General features: G+C 69.7%; 19 protein-coding genes. 6 read left to right on the top strand and 13 right to left on the bottom strand.

Annotated elements, in window-relative coordinates:
- Positions 1 to 40: 40 nt before the first annotated feature.
- The 4 genes from OH809_RS34145 to OH809_RS34130 all read right to left on the bottom strand — a co-directional run bounded on the left by OH809_RS34145 (position 41) and on the right by OH809_RS34130 (position 3507).
- Positions 41 to 718, bottom strand: a complete 678-nt coding sequence (locus tag OH809_RS34145) for a GNAT family N-acetyltransferase (protein ID WP_406417739.1) — start codon at positions 716 to 718, stop codon at positions 41 to 43.
- Positions 719 to 820: 102 nt separating this feature from the next.
- Entirely contained in the window at positions 821 to 1687 is an 867-nt protein-coding gene (locus OH809_RS34140; protein ID WP_406417741.1) for a MetQ/NlpA family ABC transporter substrate-binding protein, read from the bottom strand.
- Between the two features lie 75 nt (positions 1688 to 1762).
- The gene (locus OH809_RS34135; protein ID WP_398956667.1) at positions 1763 to 2434 is read right to left on the bottom strand and encodes a methionine ABC transporter permease; all 672 of its coding nucleotides are present in this window, start codon (positions 2432 to 2434) and stop codon (positions 1763 to 1765) included.
- On the bottom strand, positions 2431 to 3507 hold the full coding sequence (locus tag OH809_RS34130) for a methionine ABC transporter ATP-binding protein (protein WP_406417743.1): 1077 nt from the start codon (positions 3505 to 3507) through the stop codon (positions 2431 to 2433). The genes OH809_RS34135 and OH809_RS34130 overlap by 4 nt, the downstream gene beginning before the upstream one ends.
- A gap of 633 nt (positions 3508 to 4140) precedes the next feature.
- On the opposite strand from OH809_RS34130, the gene OH809_RS34125 reads away from it, so the two are divergent.
- Positions 4141 to 4500 carry a hypothetical protein gene (locus tag OH809_RS34125; RefSeq protein ID WP_266987826.1) on the top strand — a complete coding sequence of 120 codons (360 nt, stop codon included), beginning with the start codon at positions 4141 to 4143 and terminating at the stop codon, positions 4498 to 4500.
- A gap of 1 nt (position 4501) precedes the next feature.
- Positions 4502 to 4930 carry a hypothetical protein gene (locus OH809_RS34120; protein WP_406417745.1) on the top strand — a complete coding sequence of 143 codons (429 nt, stop codon included), beginning with the start codon at positions 4502 to 4504 and terminating at the stop codon, positions 4928 to 4930.
- 20 nt (positions 4931 to 4950) lie between these two features.
- On the opposite strand, the gene OH809_RS34115 is transcribed toward OH809_RS34120, so the two are convergent.
- From OH809_RS34115 to OH809_RS34105, 3 genes are all read right to left on the bottom strand, one after another.
- Positions 4951 to 5454, bottom strand: coding sequence for a GNAT family N-acetyltransferase (locus OH809_RS34115; protein WP_406417747.1), 504 nt, complete (start codon positions 5452 to 5454; stop codon positions 4951 to 4953).
- 46 nt (positions 5455 to 5500) lie between these two features.
- Positions 5501 to 6037 (bottom strand): sigma-70 family RNA polymerase sigma factor, encoded by a 537-nt coding sequence (locus tag OH809_RS34110; RefSeq protein ID WP_406417749.1) that lies wholly within the window; start codon positions 6035 to 6037, stop codon positions 5501 to 5503.
- A 99-nt stretch (positions 6038 to 6136) separates the two neighbouring features.
- On the bottom strand, positions 6137 to 7300 hold the full coding sequence (locus OH809_RS34105; RefSeq protein WP_406417750.1) for a glycerophosphodiester phosphodiesterase: 1164 nt from the start codon (positions 7298 to 7300) through the stop codon (positions 6137 to 6139).
- Between the two features lie 233 nt (positions 7301 to 7533).
- Here OH809_RS34105 and OH809_RS34100 point away from each other — a divergent pair, with 233 nt between their 5' ends.
- Positions 7534 to 8205: a 1-acyl-sn-glycerol-3-phosphate acyltransferase gene (locus OH809_RS34100; protein ID WP_266987816.1), complete on the top strand. Its 672-nt coding sequence runs from the start codon at positions 7534 to 7536 to the stop codon at positions 8203 to 8205.
- Positions 8206 to 8485: 280 nt separating this feature from the next.
- Here OH809_RS34100 and OH809_RS34095 read toward each other — a convergent pair whose 3' ends face one another.
- Together OH809_RS34095 and OH809_RS34090 are read right to left on the bottom strand one after the other, a co-directional pair.
- Complete coding sequence (locus OH809_RS34095; protein WP_406417753.1) at positions 8486 to 10030, bottom strand: MFS transporter; 1545 nt, start codon at positions 10028 to 10030, stop codon at positions 8486 to 8488.
- Positions 10027 to 10578 carry a TetR/AcrR family transcriptional regulator gene (locus tag OH809_RS34090; RefSeq protein WP_406417755.1) on the bottom strand — a complete coding sequence of 184 codons (552 nt, stop codon included), beginning with the start codon at positions 10576 to 10578 and terminating at the stop codon, positions 10027 to 10029. The genes OH809_RS34095 and OH809_RS34090 overlap by 4 nt, the downstream gene beginning before the upstream one ends.
- 85 nt (positions 10579 to 10663) lie before the next feature.
- On the opposite strand from OH809_RS34090, the gene OH809_RS34085 reads away from it, so the two are divergent.
- The gene (locus OH809_RS34085) at positions 10664 to 11182 is read left to right on the top strand and encodes an HAD domain-containing protein (protein WP_406417756.1); all 519 of its coding nucleotides are present in this window, start codon (positions 10664 to 10666) and stop codon (positions 11180 to 11182) included.
- 24 nt (positions 11183 to 11206) lie between these two features.
- On the opposite strand, the gene sigJ is transcribed toward OH809_RS34085, so the two are convergent.
- The 3 genes from sigJ to argH all read right to left on the bottom strand — a co-directional run bounded on the left by sigJ (position 11207) and on the right by argH (position 15005).
- Positions 11207 to 12106 carry an RNA polymerase sigma factor SigJ gene (sigJ, locus tag OH809_RS34080; RefSeq protein ID WP_406417758.1) on the bottom strand — a complete coding sequence of 300 codons (900 nt, stop codon included), beginning with the start codon at positions 12104 to 12106 and terminating at the stop codon, positions 11207 to 11209.
- Between the two features lie 102 nt (positions 12107 to 12208).
- The gene (locus tag OH809_RS34075; RefSeq protein ID WP_406417759.1) at positions 12209 to 13180 is read right to left on the bottom strand and encodes an aldo/keto reductase; all 972 of its coding nucleotides are present in this window, start codon (positions 13178 to 13180) and stop codon (positions 12209 to 12211) included.
- Between the two features lie 391 nt (positions 13181 to 13571).
- A complete protein-coding gene (gene argH / locus OH809_RS34070; RefSeq protein WP_406417761.1) occupies positions 13572 to 15005 on the bottom strand; it encodes an argininosuccinate lyase in 1434 nt (477 codons plus the stop codon).
- Positions 15006 to 15282: 277 nt separating this feature from the next.
- Here argH and OH809_RS34065 point away from each other — a divergent pair, with 277 nt between their 5' ends.
- Together OH809_RS34065 and OH809_RS34060 are read left to right on the top strand one after the other, a co-directional pair.
- Complete coding sequence (locus OH809_RS34065; RefSeq protein WP_406417763.1) at positions 15283 to 15774, top strand: HEAT repeat domain-containing protein; 492 nt, start codon at positions 15283 to 15285, stop codon at positions 15772 to 15774.
- Positions 15775 to 15816: 42 nt separating this feature from the next.
- Complete coding sequence (locus OH809_RS34060; protein WP_406417764.1) at positions 15817 to 16410, top strand: pyridoxamine 5'-phosphate oxidase family protein; 594 nt, start codon at positions 15817 to 15819, stop codon at positions 16408 to 16410.
- An 81-nt stretch (positions 16411 to 16491) separates the two neighbouring features.
- Here OH809_RS34060 and OH809_RS34055 read toward each other — a convergent pair whose 3' ends face one another.
- Positions 16492 to 17028, bottom strand: coding sequence for an arginine repressor (locus tag OH809_RS34055; protein WP_037698928.1), 537 nt, complete (start codon positions 17026 to 17028; stop codon positions 16492 to 16494).
- Positions 17029 to 17030: the final 2 nt, after the last annotated feature.

Here is a 17030-nt window from a genome sequence, read left to right as displayed (position 1 = left end):
TCCGGTCCCCGACCGGTCCGTACCGGTGCGGTCCCCTGCGTCAGTTCCAGTCGCTGTAGGTGCCGTAGCCGCCCGCGTCGGCCAGCTGCTCGGCGACTCCGTCGAGGTCCTCGGGGAGCAGGCCCCAGACGATCAGGTCGGTCCTGATGTCGGTCCAGCCGCCGTCCTCGGTCTGAGTGCGCGCTATCCGGGCATTGCGCAGGACGCCCTCGCTGATACAGCCGAGCTTCTGGGCGACCTGCTGGGAGGCGGTGTTGTCGGCGGCGGTGCGCAGTTCTATGCGTTCGAAGCCCTGGTCGCGGAAGAGCCACTGGGCGACGGCGAGGACGGACTCGGTGGCGTATCCCTCGCCGCGGGCCCAGGGGGCCGTGATGTAGGCGGCCTCAGTGGCGAGGGTGCGCCAGTCGGTGTTCCGCAGCCGGACCGAGCCGACGAGACGCTGGGTGAGGAATTCGGTGACGGCGAAGACGATGCCGTCGCCGCCCGTTCGCTGTGCAGGAGCGATCCTGCGGACCCAGCGTTCGGCGTCGACCTGGGTGTAGGGGTGGGGGGCCTCGGTCCAGGCGGTGACGAGTTCGTCGTTCATCATCTCGACGTACGCGGGAACGTCGGCCATGTCGAAGGCGCGCAGCACCAACCGATCCGTGCTGATGGAGATGGACGGAAAGGTGGAAGTCATGCGCAGCTCCATGCCGAAGACCGTGTAAAGGCACAGCATGCAGCATGGGACGGACCTTGCGCATGGCCGGGTCCGCACGGCGGAGCCCCGCGCACCCCGGTGGGGCGCGCGGGGCTCGGCCACGCAGATGCGGTACGGGTGTCAGGAGCTGCCGAGGGCACCGAAGGCGGGGATGACCGCGCCCTGGTAGGTGTCCTCGATGAACTTCTTGACCTCGTCGGAGTGGAGGAGCTTCACGAGCTTCTGGACGCGGGCGTCCTTCTCGTTGCCCTCCTTCACGGCGAGGATGTTGGCGTACGGGTTGCCGTCCGCCTTCTCCAGCACGAGGGCGTCCTTGGAGGGCTTGAGCTTGGCCTCGATGGCGTAGTTGCCGTTGATGACGGCGGCGTCGACATTGTTCAGGGCGCGGGGGACGGTTGCGGCCTCCAGCTCCTTGAACTCCAGGCCCTTCTTGTCCGTGATGTCGCTGATCTTGGCGTTGGTGCCGACGCCGTCCTTGATGGTGATCAGGCCGTTCGCGGCGAGGAGCTGAAGGGCACGGCCCTCGTTGGTGGTGTCGTTCGGTACGGCGATGGTCTGGCCGGCCTTGATGTCCTTCAGGTCCTTGACCTTGCTGGAATAGAGGCCGAGCGGCTCCAGGTGCACATTGGCGACCGCGACGATGTGGGTGTTGTTCTTCTTGTTGAAGTCGTCGAGGTACGGCTGGTGCTGGAAGAAGTTGGCGTCGACCTGGCCGTTCTCGGTGGCGGTGTTCGGCAGGACGTAGTCCGTGAACTCCTTGACCTCGAGCTTGAGGCCCGCCTTGGCCGCCAGGTTCTTCCTGACGAAGTTCAGGATGTCGGCGTGCGGCGTCGGGGACGCGGCGACGACGAGCGCCTTGGAGGTGTCGGCCTTCGCGCCGGTTTCGCTCTTGGAGGCCGGGTCGGACGACGTACCGCAGGCGGTGAGGCCGAAGGCGAGGGCGGCGGTGGCGGCGGCAGCTGCGGTGATCTTGATGTTCCTACGCACGAAAAGTGCCTCTTTCTGGTGGTGAGGGTGGTGCGCCCGGACAAGGAGTTCGGGCTTGTGAGCGGAGAGAAAGTCTCAGGAGGCGGTGCGGCCCCGGCGGGCCAGCAGGCGTACGGCGATGTCGCCGATCAGCTGGACCGCGGTAACGATGACGATGAGCAGCGCGACGGTGATGAGCATGAAGCGGTTGTCGAAGCGCTGGAATCCGTAGGTGACAGCCTTGGAGCCGAGCCCTTCGCCGCCGACCGCGCCGGCCATCGCGGAGTACCCGATGAGCACGATGACGGTGGTGGTGATCCCGGAGACGAGCGACGGCAGGGCCTGCGGCAGCAGGACCTTGCGGACGATCGTCGGGATGGATCCGCCCATCGACTGGACGGCCTCGACGAGTCCGTGGTCGACCTCGCGGATCGATGTCTCGACGAGCCGGGCGAAGAACGGGATGGCGCCGACGGCGAGCGGCACGATCATCGCGGTCGGGCCGATGAAGGTGCCGACGACCCAGGTGGTGAAGGGGATCAGGGCGATCAGCAGGATGATGAACGGCAGCGAGCGGCCGATGTTCACGATCACGCCGATGACCTTGTTCACCACGGTGTTCTGGAGCAGTCCGCCCTTGTCGGTGAGGACCAGCAGCACGCCGAGGGGCAGTCCGACGAGGACGGTGACGAGCGCGGACCACAGCACCATGTAGAGGGTGTCGACGGTTCCCTGGGACAGCAGCGGCTGCATTTCGGACCAGGTCACTTGGCCACCTCCTTGACGAGCGGGGTCTGGGTGAGCGGGGCGGGAGTCCGTACGGGGATGTCGGCGGCGGCCGTGTCCACGACCTCGGCCTGCAGGCCCTGCTCGCGCAGGAAGCCGATGGGTACGACGTTCTCCTCGAAGCGGCCGGGCAGCTCGATCCGCATCCGGCCGATCTGGTTGCCGCCGACGGTGTCCATCGCGGCGCCCAGGATCGAGATGTCGATGTTGTACGTACGGGAGAGCTGGGAGATCACCGGCTGGGACGCCGCCTCGCCGTGGAAGGTGACGTCGACGACCGTGCGGTCGGGTCCGGAGGCCGTACCCCCGACGGGGAACAGCTCGTGGGCCAGTTCGGATCCGGGGGTGGCGAGCAGTTCGCCGACGGTGCCGGACTCGACGATGCGCCCCTTCTGCATGAGCGCGGCCGAGTCGCAGATCGTCTTGACGACGTCCATCTCGTGCGTGATCAGCAGGACGGTCAGGCCGAGCTGCTGGTTGAGGTCGCGCAGCAGCTGCAGGATGGAGCGGGTGGTCTCGGGGTCGAGGGCGGAGGTCGCCTCGTCGGAGAGCAGCACCTTGGGATCCCCGGCAAGGGCGCGGGCGATGCCGACGCGCTGCTTCTGACCGCCGGAGAGCTGGCCGGGGTACGCCTTCGCCTTGTCGGCGAGGCCGACCAGGTCGAGGAGTTCGAGGGCCTTGCGGGTGCGCTCCCGGCCCTGCACGCCGAGGATCTCGAGCGGCAGCTCGATGTTGTCCTGGACGTTGCGCGAGGCCAGCAGGTTGAAATGCTGGAAGACCATGCCGATGCGGCTGCGCGCCTCACGCAGCCCCTTGCCGGCCCGGCGGCCCCGGCCCGCGAGGGCGGTGAGGTCCTGGCCGGCCACGGTCACGGTGCCGGAGGTGGGGTGTTCGAGCAGGTTGACGCAGCGGATCAGGGAGGATTTGCCGGCGCCGCTCTGTCCGATGACGCCGTACACCTCGCCCTCGCGGACGTGCAGGTCGACGCCGTCCAGGGCGGTGACCTCACGGCCGCGCGACTGGTAGACCTTCGTGAGGCCCGTAGTGGTGATCACAGGGTTTCCGTCACTGTCGAGTGCGCGGCGCGGTGTCCGCCGGGCACGGGGCGTTCGTCCGATGAGACTGTTCGGACTCGGATGTTCGGGCCCGTGGTGGGTCTCGGCAGGGCTGCGGGCGGCGGGTGACCGGGGGGCAGCGCATGCGGGGGCAGGCTCGTTCCGCTGGGTGCGGACGGCAGGGGCTCGGTCTCGCTTCGGGGCGCGAGGCTCAGGCGGGGGCCCTCAGAAGGCGCGCATTCGACACATACAACGAGCACCGGGCGTGGTGATCGCCTCGGTCGCAAGGATGCGGCTGCTCGTCGTGGTCATGGGGCAAGTAAAACAGACGTCCCGTTCCGCCGAGCCCGCGTGTCCGAATAGCGGACACTTCTGGTCAGTCCGCGGACCGCCGCACCGAACGGCCGCGATCCCGGTGACACCGCCCGTGACCTGCGACGATACGAGGACGGGGCGGTGGGAACCGATCGGCGCGCGGCCCGCATTTGTCGTGCGTTGTGGCGAAGGCCACGGCCTTGATCCCTGCCGCCGGAAGCAGCGCCAGGGTGCGGATCCGCACGCGCATCCGCACCGGTCCGGCCCGGGCGCGGGGGCGCACGCGGGACGCCGTCCGGTCCGTAATACCCTCGCCTCATGCTTGTCGCCCTGACGGTCGCGGTCGCCGTGGCCGCGCTTGCCCTCGCCGCCTGGTGCGGTTTCGCCGCCTACCGGGACCAGCCGACCAAGGACTGGCACTTCATCGGAATGGCCGTGGTGTCGCTGCTGGCGCTGGCCCAGTTGGTGGTGGGCATCGTGCTGCTGGCCCGGGGCGAGCGGCCGGAGCAGGGCATGACGATCTTCATCTGTTATCTGATCGGCGCCTTCGCGGCCGTGCCCGCAGCGGGTTTCCTGTCGCTGACCGAGCGGACCCGGTGGGGTTCGGTGACGGTGGCGGCGGGCGCGGTCGTACTGGCCGTCCTGGAAGTACGGCTCTACGACATCTGGGGAAGCTGACGTGACCGACACCGATCGCCGCGCCGCCGGCGAGAAGACCGGCTTCCAGCTGGGCACCGGACCGGGCCGCGTACTGGTCTGGTTCTACGGGGTGTTCACCGTGGCCGCCGCCTCCCGCGCGATCGTCCAGATGATCCTGGACTTCGGCAGAGCGCCGCTCGCCTATGTGCTGTCGGCCATCGCCGCGCTGGTGTACGGCTTCATCACGTACTCGCTGGTGCGCGGCGGCGAGAAGGCGCGAAGGACGGCGCTGGTGTGCTGCGCCGCCGAGCTCGCGGGCGTACTGATCGTCGGCACGTGGACGCTGGTCGAGCCGTCCGCCTTCGCTGACGCCACCGTCTGGTCGTACCTCGGCAGGGACTACCTGTTCATCCCGGTGATCCTGCCGGTCACCGGGATGATCTGGCTGCGTCGCGCGAAGAACGCGTAACGCCCGCGCGCCCAGGGTCCCTAGGCGCTGGCGACGTAGGCCTGTTCGGCGGCGTCCTTCTCCAGAAGGATCAGCCGGACCCCGTCCTGACCGGTGGCGCTGCCCACAGGGGCGTAACCCGCTCGCCGGTAGAGCCGCAGATTGGTTTCGCTGCGGTGCCCGGTGTGCAGCCGGAACCGGGTGGCCGACCGCTGGTCGGCGAGTGCGGACTCCGCGGCGTTCAGCAGCCGGGCGCCGAGCCCGTGTCCCTGGAGCCGGGGGTGCACACAGAGCTTCCCTATCTCTCCGGTGCCGTCCGGATCGGTGGATCCGCGTACCGAGCCGACGACTTCGTCACCGAGCCGTGCCACGAACACCAGGTTTTCGGTCACTTCGTCACGGACCGAGTCGAGGGTCTGCACCAGCGGGTCGATACGGTAATTCCCGTAGAGCTCCGCCTCGCTCTGAAAACAGAGGTACTGGAGCTTCAGTATCTGTTCGGCGTCCTCCGCGGTCGCCGCCGAGATGATCACACTCATGCCCATGTGTGCATGCCTCCCGCTCACCTGGTCCACCGGTTGTCCCCTGCTCCTATCCCCGCAGTTCAGGAACGACAACCTCCGCCGCGAGCATTCTGCGCAGACATCCAAGGCATCGGGAACGGATCGGCCCCAAACTGCCTTGTGACATACCCAACTTCCCTGCGATTTCCTTGTACGTGGAATCGCTCGGGGCCAGCATCGCCGCCAGCAGGCTCGCGCACCGTCCGGGCAGCCGCTCCACCGCGGCGTGCAGCGCGCGGCGTTCGTCGGCGCCGACCGCGGACCGCTCGGGGCAGTCGGCCGGATCCGGGACGGTCCCATCGGCGTACGGACGTTCGCGCCGTGCGGTACGGCGGGCGCGGCGCGCCTCCTCCCGTACGGTGTCGCGGACCCAGCGGGCCGGGTCGGCCGGCGGCGTCCGGTCCGCGAGCAGTTCCAGCAGCCGCAGCCAGACGGTCTGTTCGAGATCGGCGGGTTCGACGGCCGCGCCGGCTGCCGCGCAGCCGGCCTCGGCCGTCGCCTCGGCGCTGACGAGGGGGTACAGGGCGCGCACGACGGCGGCGGGGGCGTCTGCGGGAAGCGTCATGCCTCACCCAACGTGCCGCAGCGGACGGGCGGTTGCCGTCCGCGGGGCGCATCACCCGACCGGGGCATGGTCGGCCGGGTGCTGACGCGGGGCGATATGTCAGTTCTTCGTGAAGTCCTCAGCGGCGAGCAGGGCGGTGTCCGGGTTGTCGGAGAAGATCCCGTCGATACCGGTCGCGAAGTACGTCCGGAACGCGCCGAAGGCGTCGCCGTACGCATTGGGGTCGGTGCCGCGACGGAAGTCGGCGGGCAGGAAGGAGTTCTCGTTGCGCATCGTGTACGGGTGCAGGATCAGGCCCTGCTCGTGCGCGTCCTGCACGAGGGAGGTCGGCGTGGTGAGCCGGCCCGACGCGTCCTTGGGAATGATCAGGTCCAGCGTGGGGCCTATGCCCTGTGCGAAGGACGCCATCCACTCCAGCCCCGCGGGCGTCACGAGGTCGTCGACCGTGCGCGGGTCGCCGGTCGCGACGAAGTCCCAGGGCCGCGATCCGGCGCCGGAGAGCAGGACGACGCGCGGGGAGGCGACGAGCTTCGACAGCCGCTGGATGCTGCTGGGTTCGAAGGACTGGAGGATCAGCGGCGACTGCGCGCGGTGGCGGTTGTAGCGGCGCAGCAGCTTGGCGAGCGGCTCCTCCAGGCCGAGCCCGAGGCCGCGGAAGTAGGTGGGGTGCTTGGTCTCGACGTACAGCCAGATCTGCTTGCCGCGCCTGCGGCCCTCGCGGTCGGCCCACTGGAGCACCTCTTCGAAGGTGGGGACATCCCAGCGGCCGTCGTAGAGGGTGTTCTTCTGGCGGTTGCCCGGGATGCGCTCCTTGGCGCGCAGCGTCTTCAGCTCGGCGAGGGTGAAGTCCTCGGTGAACCAGCCGGTCAGGGAGACCCCGTCGACCTTCTTCGTGGTCCTGCGGCCGGCGAACTCGGGGTGGGCCGATACATCGGTCGTGGCGGTGATGTCGTTCTCGTGGCGGCAGACGAGATGGCCGTCCTTGGTGGGGACCAGGTCCTGCTCGATGATGTGCGCGCCCATGTCGAGGGCCAGCTGGTACGAGCCGAGGGTGTGCTCGGGTCGGTAGCCGCTCGCGCCGCGGTGGCCGATGACGGTCGGCACGGGAAGGTCCAGCCGGCTGCCGTGGTCGCCGCCGTGGCCACCGGACCGCTCGGTGGCCTCCGCCGTGCCGGGAAGTCCGAGCGCGGCCGCGCCGAGTACGGCCGCTCCCGCTCCCAGGACGGTCCGGCGACCGGGGTTCGCCTGCGCACGCTCTGTCATGAATGCTCCCTCTTATGTGATGTGTGGCACCGTCGAGCGAGGCCCGATCGTAGGCAGCCACACCGTCGGGACGGCAGCTCACGGACGAACATGGCGGAAACACACATCAACACTGCGTGTCGACTCGATGAACCCGATGTGCGATCAGCGAGTACCCGCGAGTATCGTCCTCACCTGCATGGACCGTCACGATCCCGCGCCTCGGCCGGCCGGCCACTACACCGGAGGAACCGTTGTCCCGACACGCACTCATCAAGGCAGTGCTCGGACCGATCTTGCGCCTGATGTTCCGCCCCCAGGTGGAGGGCGTGGAGAACATTCCGGGCGACGGTCCGGTGATCCTCGCGGGCAACCATCTGACGTTCATCGACTCGATGATCATGCCGATCTGCTGCGACCGGCCGGTGTTCTACATCGGCAAGGACGAGTACGTGACGGGCAAGGGCCTCAAGGGCCGGCTGATGGCCTGGTTCTTCACCGGCTGCGGCATGATCCCGGTGGACCGGGACGGCGGACGCGGCGGTGTCGCGGCGCTGATGACGGGCCGTCGGGTGCTGGAGGAGGGCAAGGCGTTCGCCATCTACCCGGAGGGCACCCGCTCCCCCGACGGCCGCCTCTACCGCGGTCGTACGGGCATCGCCCGGCTGACGCTGATGACGGGCGCACCGGTAGTGCCGTTCGCGATGATCGGCACGGACAAGCTGCAGCCCGGTGGTGCCGGTCTGCCCCGTCCCGGCAAGGTGACGGTCCGCTTCGGCGAGCAGATGGAGTTCTCCCGGTACGAGGGCATGGACCGCGACCGCTATGTCCTGCGGGCGGTGACGGACTCCGTGATGGCCGAGGTGATGCGACTGTCGGGCCAGGAGTACGTCGACATGTATGCGACGAAGGCGAAGGCCGCCTGATCCGACATACGGAAGGGCCCGTACCGCATTCGGCGGTACGGGCCCTTCCGTATGTCGGGACAACCCGAATGGCCGTGGAAGGACGGGTCCAGGATGTCGCTGAGACCGGTCGGTCTAAGAGCCTGTCGGGTGACCTTCGATCGGAGAGCGGACGCGGCATGGTGCGTGCGATTCCAAGGCGCCGGGATGGCCTTGTAGCGGAGCTACCAGGGCATTTCGGCAACGCCGGAAGCGTGCGTGCCAGGGCGTGGCCGCCCGATCAGAGGTCACCCGACAGGCTCTAAGGGTGTTCGATCTCCTCCTCCAGCGCCTGGCCGCGCAGCAGGAACCAGGAGGCGACGGCCGTCGCCAGCAGGACCACAGCGCCGACGCCCGCGGCGATGTGCAGCCCGTCGACGAACGCGTCCTGCGCCGCGGAGACCAGGGCGTTCCCCTGCGCCTCCGGCAGGCCGTGGGCCGCTTCGACCGCGCCGCCCAGTGACTCGTGGGCGGCCGCGGCGGTCTCGGCCGGGACGCCGTTCGGGGTGACGAAGTCCTGGTAGACGCCGGTGACGATGGAGCCGAGCAGAGCGATACCCAGGGCCGCGCCGAGCTCGTACGCCGTCTCGGAGACCGCGGACGCGGAGCCCGCGTGCTCCTTCGGGACGCTGGAGAGGATCACGTCGGAGGTCACGGTGAAGGCGAAGCCCGCGCCGATGCCGACGACCAGCAGCAGCAGACCGATCAGCGGATAGCCGGTCTCCTGGTGGACGAAGGTGACGGCGGCGAGTGCGACGCCGACCGCCGCCAGTCCGGCGGAAACCACGGACCGGACCGAGAAGCGGCGGGCGGTCATACCTGCGACCAGGCCGCAGGCAACCGCGCCGACGGCTGCGGGCAGTTCGGCGAGCCCGGCCTCCAGCGGTCCGCGCCCCTGGACCAGTTGCAGGAACTGGGAGAGGAAGAAGACGAGCCCGGACAGGCCGAGGATGGTGAGCAGGTCGGCGAGGACCGCGCCCGAGAAGCCCCGGTGGTGGAAGAGCCGCATGTCCAGCAGCGGCTCGGGAAGCCTCAGCTGCCTGTGGACGAACCGGTACAGTGCGCCCGCACCGCCGATGCCGGAGACCGCGACCTCCCAGCTCGCCCCGTGCGCGGCCAGCTCCTTGATCGCGTACACGACACCGATCATGCCGATCAGGGAGAGCGCGACACTGACCAGGTCCCAGGGGCCGGGCGCCGGGTTCTTCGACTCCGGGATCATGCGGATGCCGACGACCACGAGGACCACCATCACCGGCAGATTGATCAGGAAGACCGAGCCCCACCAGAAATGCTGGAGCAGGAATCCTCCGACGACGGGACCCACGGCCGCGCCCGCCGATGCCATGGCCCCCCAGATGCCGATGGCGAAGCTGCGCTCGCGCGGGTCGTTGAAGAGGTTGCGGATCAGGGCGAGGGTGGACGGCATCAGGGTGGCGCCGGCGACCCCGAGCAGCGCTCGCGCCAGGATCATCATCTCGGGGCTGCTCGCGTACGCGTTCAGCACGGAGACCGCACCGAACGCGGTGGCGCCGCTCAGCAGCAGCTTCTTGCGGCCGATGCGGTCACCGAGGCTGCCCATGGAGACCAGGAGTCCGGCGATGACGAACGAGTAGACATCGCCGATCCAGAGGAGCTGGGTGCCGGTCGGCTGTAGATCCTCGGTGAGGAACGGTGTCGCCAGACCGAGGACCGTGGCGTCGACGGCCACCAGCAGCACGGCGAGGACGAGGACGGCCAGCGCGATCCACCGCCCGGGGCGACGCAGCTCGTCCGACGTCTCCTCGTGCTGGTCGATGCTGGTCATTGCTCAACGCTCCGGCGTGCCCCGCCGAGCAGCAACTCGACGATCATGTACTGGAAGTCCTGTCCGGCAACCCGGCCCACCTGGACAGCCCAGGCACCGGTGGAGACGAGTCCGTAGAGGGCCTCGGTCAGCCAGGCCGGGGTCAGGTCGATCCTGAACTCGCCGCGCTCCTGACCGCGCCGGAAGAAGGCGGAGACCCGTGCGTCCGTCCGGTTCCAGCCGTCGTTCACCTCTTCGCCCTCGAAGAGCTGGTTCTCCGTGACGAGGAAGGACAGCAGTCCGGCGCTCGGTTCAACGGCCGCGATCAGCCGGCGCAGCGCCTCCTCCGAGGTTCCCTCGTCGAGCGCGGCGGCGTCCAGGGCCGCTTCGAACTCCTGGATCCCCAGGTTCTCCAATGCTCTGACCAGGGCGTCCCGTCCGGCGAAGTGCCGGTGCAAGGTGGCGCGCCCGATGCCCGCCGCCCGGGCGACCTCGTCCATGGTGGCGGTCGATTTACGGGTCAGCAGAGCGGCGGCGCTGCGCAGCACCTGCTCACGGTCAAGTCTCATGAGACGACACTAACCCATACGAGACAAGAATGTCTCATTGAATAATGCGTCGCCCCTCCCTGCCAGGAGGCGGGACCATGGCGCCATGAAGCCGCTGCTGCTGATCGACATCGACGGTCCGCTCAATCCGTACGCGGCACTGTCACGCCGTCACACCCCCGCCGGATATACGAGACACCGGATGCGGCCGACGGGGTGGACCGAGGGGCCCGCACTGCCCGTCCTGCTCAACCTGGCGCACGGGGCGGAGCTGCTGGCGCTCGCCGACCGGTACACCCTGGTCTGGGCGACGACCTGGGAGGACGAGGCCAACGAGTGGATCGGCCCGCATCTCGGACTGCCGCCGCTGCCGTACATCGACTGGCCGGCGATGCACGGCAGCGCCCCGGACGGGACGCTCTGGAAGACGCAGTACGTCATGGAGTACGTGGCCGGGCGGCCGTTCGCGTGGGTCGACGACGAAATAACCGAGCGGGACCGGGCGTGGATCGCCCGCCGGGGACCGGACCGGTCGCTGCTGCTCCAGATCGATCCGCGGATCGGGCTGGAGCGCGCCGACTTCGACGCGCTCGCCCAGTGGGCGGCGGACCGGGACGAGAACTGAGCCCCGGTCCGCCGCCGGCCGGTCTCAGTCGTTGAGCACGGTCAGATCCAGCTCCGGAAGCCGGGCAGGGTCGTTGATCACGTACAGCTCGGTGACCCTGCCCCGCTCGATCGTGAACCGCATGACCGAGAACCGCTGTCCCTCGCGGGTCGAGATGACCGCGAGGGCCCCGTCGACGAGAGCCATCTGCGAAGACCGGGCGAAGGGCGCGAACATGATCGCCTGGCGGGCCACCGACGCGGCTCCGCGTACCAGCGATGGGGCACCCGCGCCACCCGCGCCGCCGTCGGACCGTGCCACCACGTCCGGGTCGAGCACGGCGACGAGTGCGTCGAAGTCGCCGCCCCGGGCGGCGGCCAGGAACGCCTCGACGACCTCTCGCCTGCGGTTGAGATCGGGGTCGGGCGCCGGGTCCACGCCCTGGACCCGGCGCCGCGCCCGGCTGGCGAGCTGGCGGGCCGCGGCCGGGGTGCGGTCCACAATGCGCCCGATCTCGGCGAACGGCACCGCGAACATGTCGTGCAGCACGAACGCCAGCCGCTCGGCGGGGTCCAGCGTCTCCAGCACCACGAGCAGTGCAAGCCCGACCGAGTCGGCGATCAGCGCCTGCTGCTCGGGGTCGCTGCCGGGCCGCGGGCCGAGGACCGGATCGGGGGTGTGCCCGTCGGGTGTCTGTGCCTCCAGAGGCTCCTCCCGCCGGGACCGGCGGGAGCGCAGCATGTCCAGGCAGACCCGGCCGACGACCGTGGTCAGCCAGCCGCCCAGGTTGTCGATCTGCCGGTCGTCGGAGCGGCTGAGCCGGATCCACGCTTCCTGGACGGCGTCCTCCGCCTCGCTCAGCGAGCCGAGCATCCGGTAGGCCACGGCCTTCAGATGGGTCCGGTTCTCCTCGAAGCGTGCTGCCAGAAACTCGTTCTCGTCCACAGACCCATTCCTCCGTCGCGTGCCGTCACAGCATTGACGCATCCAACGGCGCCGATGTGACAACACGGCCGGTGATCAAGGAATCGGCAGGTACGCCGCCGATCAGCTCCAGGGCAGCGCGGCGCGGTGGCGCCAGTACGCCTCGGGCTCCTCGACCAGCGCGTCGAGCTGGGACCGCCGCTCCTCGTCGAGGCCGAGGAGCGGGGCGTGCAGGTTGCCGACGAGCTGGGTGACCGTCGCCGCGCCGGAGAGCACGACACCGGCCCACGGCTGGTGCAGTACCAGCGCGAGCGCGACCGCGTCGCTTCCGAGGCCCGCCTCGGCCGCGATCTCCTGGACGATCGCCGGGGCATCCGTTCCGGCGAGGCGTCCGTTGGCCATGGCTTCCTTGACGATCACGGTCAGCCCGGCCTCGTGCGCCTCGGCGAGCGCAGGACCGGCCGAGGTCTCCAGGGCGTTGAAGGTGGCCTGGACAGTACGGAAGAGGGGTTCGCCGTCGACCCTGACGGTGAGCGCGGCACGGATGGCGTCCGCCTGGGCGGGGCCGCTGGTGGAGAGTCCGACGCTGACTCCGCCGGCCGCGAGTTCGGCGAGCCGCGCGTGGAGTTCCTTGTCGGTGAGGGCCGGGCTGTCGGCGGTCACGGAGTGGATCTGGTAGAGATCGAGCCGGTCGCCGAGCAGCGCCTCGGTCTCGGCGCGCTGCCGCTCGAACGTGGCGAGGCTGTGGTCCTTGACCTCGTGCGCCTCGGCGTCGATGCTCCAGTCGGCGGTGTAGGTGTAGCCCCACTTGCTGCCGATGACGACATCACGTGCCTCGGGACGAGCGGCCAGCCAGGCGCCGAGGAACTCCTCGGAGCGGCCGTAGGAGCGGGCGGCGTCGAAGTAGCGGACGCCCTGGGCGTAGGCGGCGTCGAGCAGTTCATGGGTGCGCTCGCGCAGGGCGTCGACGCTCCGGTCCTCGGGCAGGTCCCGGTCGCGGTGGAGATTGATGTAGCCGGGCCTGCCGACCGCGGCCAGGCCGAGCCCGATATGGGCGGTCGGGGTCGTGGCCGAGGCCAGGCGTCCGAAGGGCATCGTGGCTCCTCGTCGATGGGGTGCTCCCCGCCAACGTAACGCAGCCGGATTCACGCGCGTCCAGCCGCGGGATTCGGCCGATCGGGCCCTCGCCGGCCGGGAGCGGGCCGGTCCGGCCAGGGCCTCGCCCCTCGGACCTGCGCAGACCTGGTCGAGGCCGGCCGGCAGGTCGGCTTCCATGTCGTCCGGGAGTTTCAGCCGGATGAGCACCCGCGGGAGCAGACCGGCCCGGCGAGTGCGGGTGTCGGCGTCCTCACCGTCACCACGGTGACGTGGTGGTCGGCCACACCCCGGACCCCCGCGTCGCCGTTCGGTCGCCCATGCGTGCGGACGCGACGAGGCGGGGAGCGCACGACCGCTCCCCGCCTCGTCGCCTGCGCCCGGGCTGCTGTCAGCTCTTCGCGGTCGCCCATGCGTGCTGGACGGCGAGGTCGGCCTTGACCTCTGCCAGCTGTACGGCGACGGCCGACGGGGCCGTACCGCCGCGTCCGTTGCGGGAGGCCAGCGCGCCCGGCACGTTGAGGACCGTGCGGACCTCGGGGGTGAGGTGCTCGGAGATCTTCGCGAACTGCGCGTCGGTGAGTTCGTCGAGTTCGATGCCCTGCTGCTCGCACTCCTTGACGCATTCGCCGGCGACCTCGTGCGCGACACGGAACGGGACGCCCTGCTTGACCAGCCATTCGGCGATGTCCGTGGCGAGCGAGAAGCCGGCCGGTGCGAGCTCCTCCATCCGCTCGCGGTTGACGGTGAGCGTGGCCATCATGCCGGTGAAGGCGGGCAGCAGGACCTCGAGCTGGTCGCAGGAGTCGAAGACCGGTTCCTTGTCCTCCTGGAGGTCGCGGTTGTACGCGAGCGGGAGGGCCTTCAACGTGGCCATCAGGCCCGTCAGGTTGCCGATGAGCCGACCGGACTTGCCGCGGGCCAGCTCGGCGATGTCCGGGTTCTTCTTCTGCGGCATGATCGACGAGCCGGTGGAGAAGGCGTCGTGCAGGGTGACGAAGGAAAACTCCTTCGTGTTCCAGATGATGACCTCCTCCGCGATCCGGGAGAGGTTGACGCCGATCATCGCCGTGATGAACGCGAACTCGGCGACGAAGTCACGGGAGGCCGTGCCGTCGATGGAGTTGGCGACGGAACCGTGCTCGAAGCCGAGGTCGGCGGCGACCGCCTCCGGGTCGAGCCCCAGGGACGAACCGGCGAGTGCGCCGGAGCCGTACGGGGAGACGGCCGTGCGCTCGTCCCACTGCCGCAGCCGCTCGGCGTCCCGGGACAGGGACTGCACATGGGCCAGGACGTGGTGGGCGAAAAGGACGGGCTGGGCGTGCTGCAGATGTGTACGGCCCGGCATGGCGACGTCCGCATGCGCCTCGGCGAGACCGACCAGGGCATCCTGGAGCTCGGCGATCAGACCGCCGATGATCCGGGCGTGGTCGCGCAGGTACATCCGGAAGAGCGTGGCGACCTGGTCGTTGCGGGACCGGCCGGCGCGCAGCTTGCCGCCGAGGTCCTTGCCGAGACGCTCCAGCAAACCGCGCTCCAGCGCGGTGTGGACGTCCTCGTCGGCGATGGTGCCGGTGAAGGAGCCGTCGGCGACATCGGCTTCGAGCTGGTCGAGACCGGCGATCATGCGGGCCAGTTCGTCCGCGGTGAGCAGGCCCGCCTTGTTGAGGACACCCGCGTGGGCGCGGGAGCCGGCGATGTCGTACGGCGCGAGCCGCCAGTCGAAGTGGACGGAGGCGGACAGCTTGGCCAGCGCCTCGGCCGGGCCGTCGGCGAAACGGCCGCCCCAGAGGCGTACGTCGCTGTTGCCGGTGCCGTTGCTCACTGCGTGCTCCTCGGAAATGCCAGGGGGTGGATGTGCGACCGCCTCCCCGCCGTGGAGGAACGGGGAGGCGGTGACGTAAACGGGTCGGCGTCAGGCCAGGTCACGCTTCGCGGCGATCTTCGACGAGAGGCCGAAGATCTCGGTGAAGCCCTGCGCCTTGGACTGGTCGAACGTGTCGCCCGAGTAGGCGAGCGCGACGCGCTCGGTCACGGGTTTCTCCTTACGGCGCAATCCCTGATAGGCATAACTATGCAGTCCTCCGTATGATTTGTCAAAGATGCTGGTGAACGCCGGCGAGGCGGCGGTGTTCCTCGCCGACCGGTCCGGGGTCGTACGGGTCTGTGCCCGCTATGTACTGCGACAGGGCGGCATCGATCCGCTTCCCCTCTACCGGTCGATGTGTGCCGACCCGGCCGCCCGTCCCGCGGCCCCCGCCGGGCTCGGCGAGTGCGGCACCAGGGAGGACGCCCCGGCACTGTGGTCACTGGTGACGCACCCTGTGCCCGCAGTCCGCGTCCATGCCGTCACCGGCCTGCGCGCGCTCGACGCGGTGCGGTACGAGCAGCTGCGGCCCCTCCTCGACGACCCGTCACCCGCCGTCGTCCGGGCGGTGACGCAGGCTCTGCTGCCGGACGCCGACCGGATACCGCGCGAGTGGCTGCTCGTCAGGACCGGGGCGGACCGACCGCGTGCGCTGCGTGTGGCGGCGGAGCGGCTGTTGCGAGCCCACCTCCGCGCGACGGTCCGCCAGCGGCGTCCCACCGGCTGAAATGCCCCTGCCCGGCGCCGCATTGACGCCGATAATCACCTCATGGGAAAGACGTACGAACGTATCGACAGACGGCTCAGGACCTTCATCGAAGAGCAGCACATCTTCTTCACGGCGACCGCGCCCCTCGACGGGAACGGCACGGTCAACCTCTCCCCCAAGGGCGTCAGCGGCTCCTTCGCGGTCGTCGACGAGCGGACCGTTGCTTATCTGGACTTCGCCGGGAGCAATGCGGAGACCGTGGCGCATCTCCGCGAGAACGGCCGCATCACCCTCATGTGGTGTGCCTTCCAGGGACCGCCGAACATCGTGCGGGTGCACGGCCGCGGCGAGCCCGTCTTCCGTGACGACCCGCGGTTCACCGGCCTGCTCGCCCACTTCCCCGGCGTCGACCCCGCACCGCACGGGCTGCGCGCGATCATCGTAGTGACGGCCGAGCTGATCCGGGACACCTGCGGATACGCCGTGCCTTTCATGTCCTACGACGAGGACCGGCCGCTCCACGCCCAGCGCTTCGCCCGCGAGGACGACACCTCGCTCAGCGAGTACTTCGAGAAGAAGGAGCACGTCGCCACCAGCATCGACGGCCTTCCCGGGCTGCCGCTCCCGCTGCCTGGCATGCCCGCCACGGGATGAGCCGTCGGGCGCCCCGGGGCCCCTGTCCCGGGTCGGTCCAGACCCTCGGGGTCCGTCCCGATCCGGAAAGCCCGCGCGGGCTCAGCGGCCGTTCTGCGCCAGCCGCAGCAGATGGTCGGCGAGTGCCTGACCGCCCGCCGGGTCACGGCTGATCAGCATCAACGTGTCGTCGCCCGCGATCGTGCCGAGGATGTCCTGCAGCTCGGCCTGGTCGATGGCCGAGGCCAGGAACTGGGCCGCGCCCGGAGGCGTACGCAGCACCACGAGGTTGGCCGACGCCTCCGCCGAAATGAGCAGTTCGGCGGAGAGGCGCCGCATCCGTTCCTCCTTGGCGGACTCGCCGAGCGGCGCCTGCGGGGTACGGAAACCGCCCTCGCTCGGCACCGCGTAGATCAGCTCGCCGCCGGTGTTACGGATCTTCACCGCACCCAGCTCGTCCAGATCGCGGGAGAGCGTCGCCTGGGTGACGCTCAGGCCGTCGTCGGCGAGGAGTTTGGCCAGCTGGCTCTGCGAGCGCACCGGCAGCCGGTTCAGGATGTCCACGATCCGGCGGTGGCGTGCCGTGCGGGTCTGCGGCACGGACTGCCCGCCGTACTCGGATTCCTGCGCCTCGGTCATCG

The organism is Streptomyces sp. NBC_00873, from assembly GCF_045207415.1.
In the GTDB taxonomy this organism is placed as follows: domain Bacteria; phylum Actinomycetota; class Actinomycetes; order Streptomycetales; family Streptomycetaceae; genus Streptomyces.
The sequence above is the reverse complement of the archived record's forward strand: the minus strand, read 5'-3'. Positions and strand labels throughout refer to the sequence as shown.

Coding starts and splice junctions, on each gene's coding strand:
- OH809_RS34060 (WP_406417764.1), top strand. CDS start 15,817: ATGGGAAAGACGTACGAACGTATCGACAGACGGCTCAGGACCTTCATC.
- OH809_RS34095 (WP_406417753.1), bottom strand. CDS start 10,030: ATGACCAGCATCGACCAGCACGAGGAGACGTCGGACGAGCTGCGTCGC.
- OH809_RS34055 (WP_037698928.1), bottom strand. CDS start 17,028: ATGACCGAGGCGCAGGAATCCGAGTACGGCGGGCAGTCCGTGCCGCAG.
- OH809_RS34090 (WP_406417755.1), bottom strand. CDS start 10,578: ATGAGACTTGACCGTGAGCAGGTGCTGCGCAGCGCCGCCGCTCTGCTG.
- OH809_RS34075 (WP_406417759.1), bottom strand. CDS start 13,180: ATGCCCTTCGGACGCCTGGCCTCGGCCACGACCCCGACCGCCCATATC.
- OH809_RS34125 (WP_266987826.1), top strand. CDS start 4,141: ATGCTTGTCGCCCTGACGGTCGCGGTCGCCGTGGCCGCGCTTGCCCTC.
- OH809_RS34115 (WP_406417747.1), bottom strand. CDS start 5,454: ATGGGCATGAGTGTGATCATCTCGGCGGCGACCGCGGAGGACGCCGAA.
- OH809_RS34110 (WP_406417749.1), bottom strand. CDS start 6,037: ATGACGCTTCCCGCAGACGCCCCCGCCGCCGTCGTGCGCGCCCTGTAC.
- OH809_RS34065 (WP_406417763.1), top strand. CDS start 15,283: ATGCTGGTGAACGCCGGCGAGGCGGCGGTGTTCCTCGCCGACCGGTCC.
- OH809_RS34145 (WP_406417739.1), bottom strand. CDS start 718: ATGCTGTGCCTTTACACGGTCTTCGGCATGGAGCTGCGCATGACTTCC.
- OH809_RS34105 (WP_406417750.1), bottom strand. CDS start 7,300: ATGACAGAGCGTGCGCAGGCGAACCCCGGTCGCCGGACCGTCCTGGGA.
- OH809_RS34085 (WP_406417756.1), top strand. CDS start 10,664: ATGAAGCCGCTGCTGCTGATCGACATCGACGGTCCGCTCAATCCGTAC.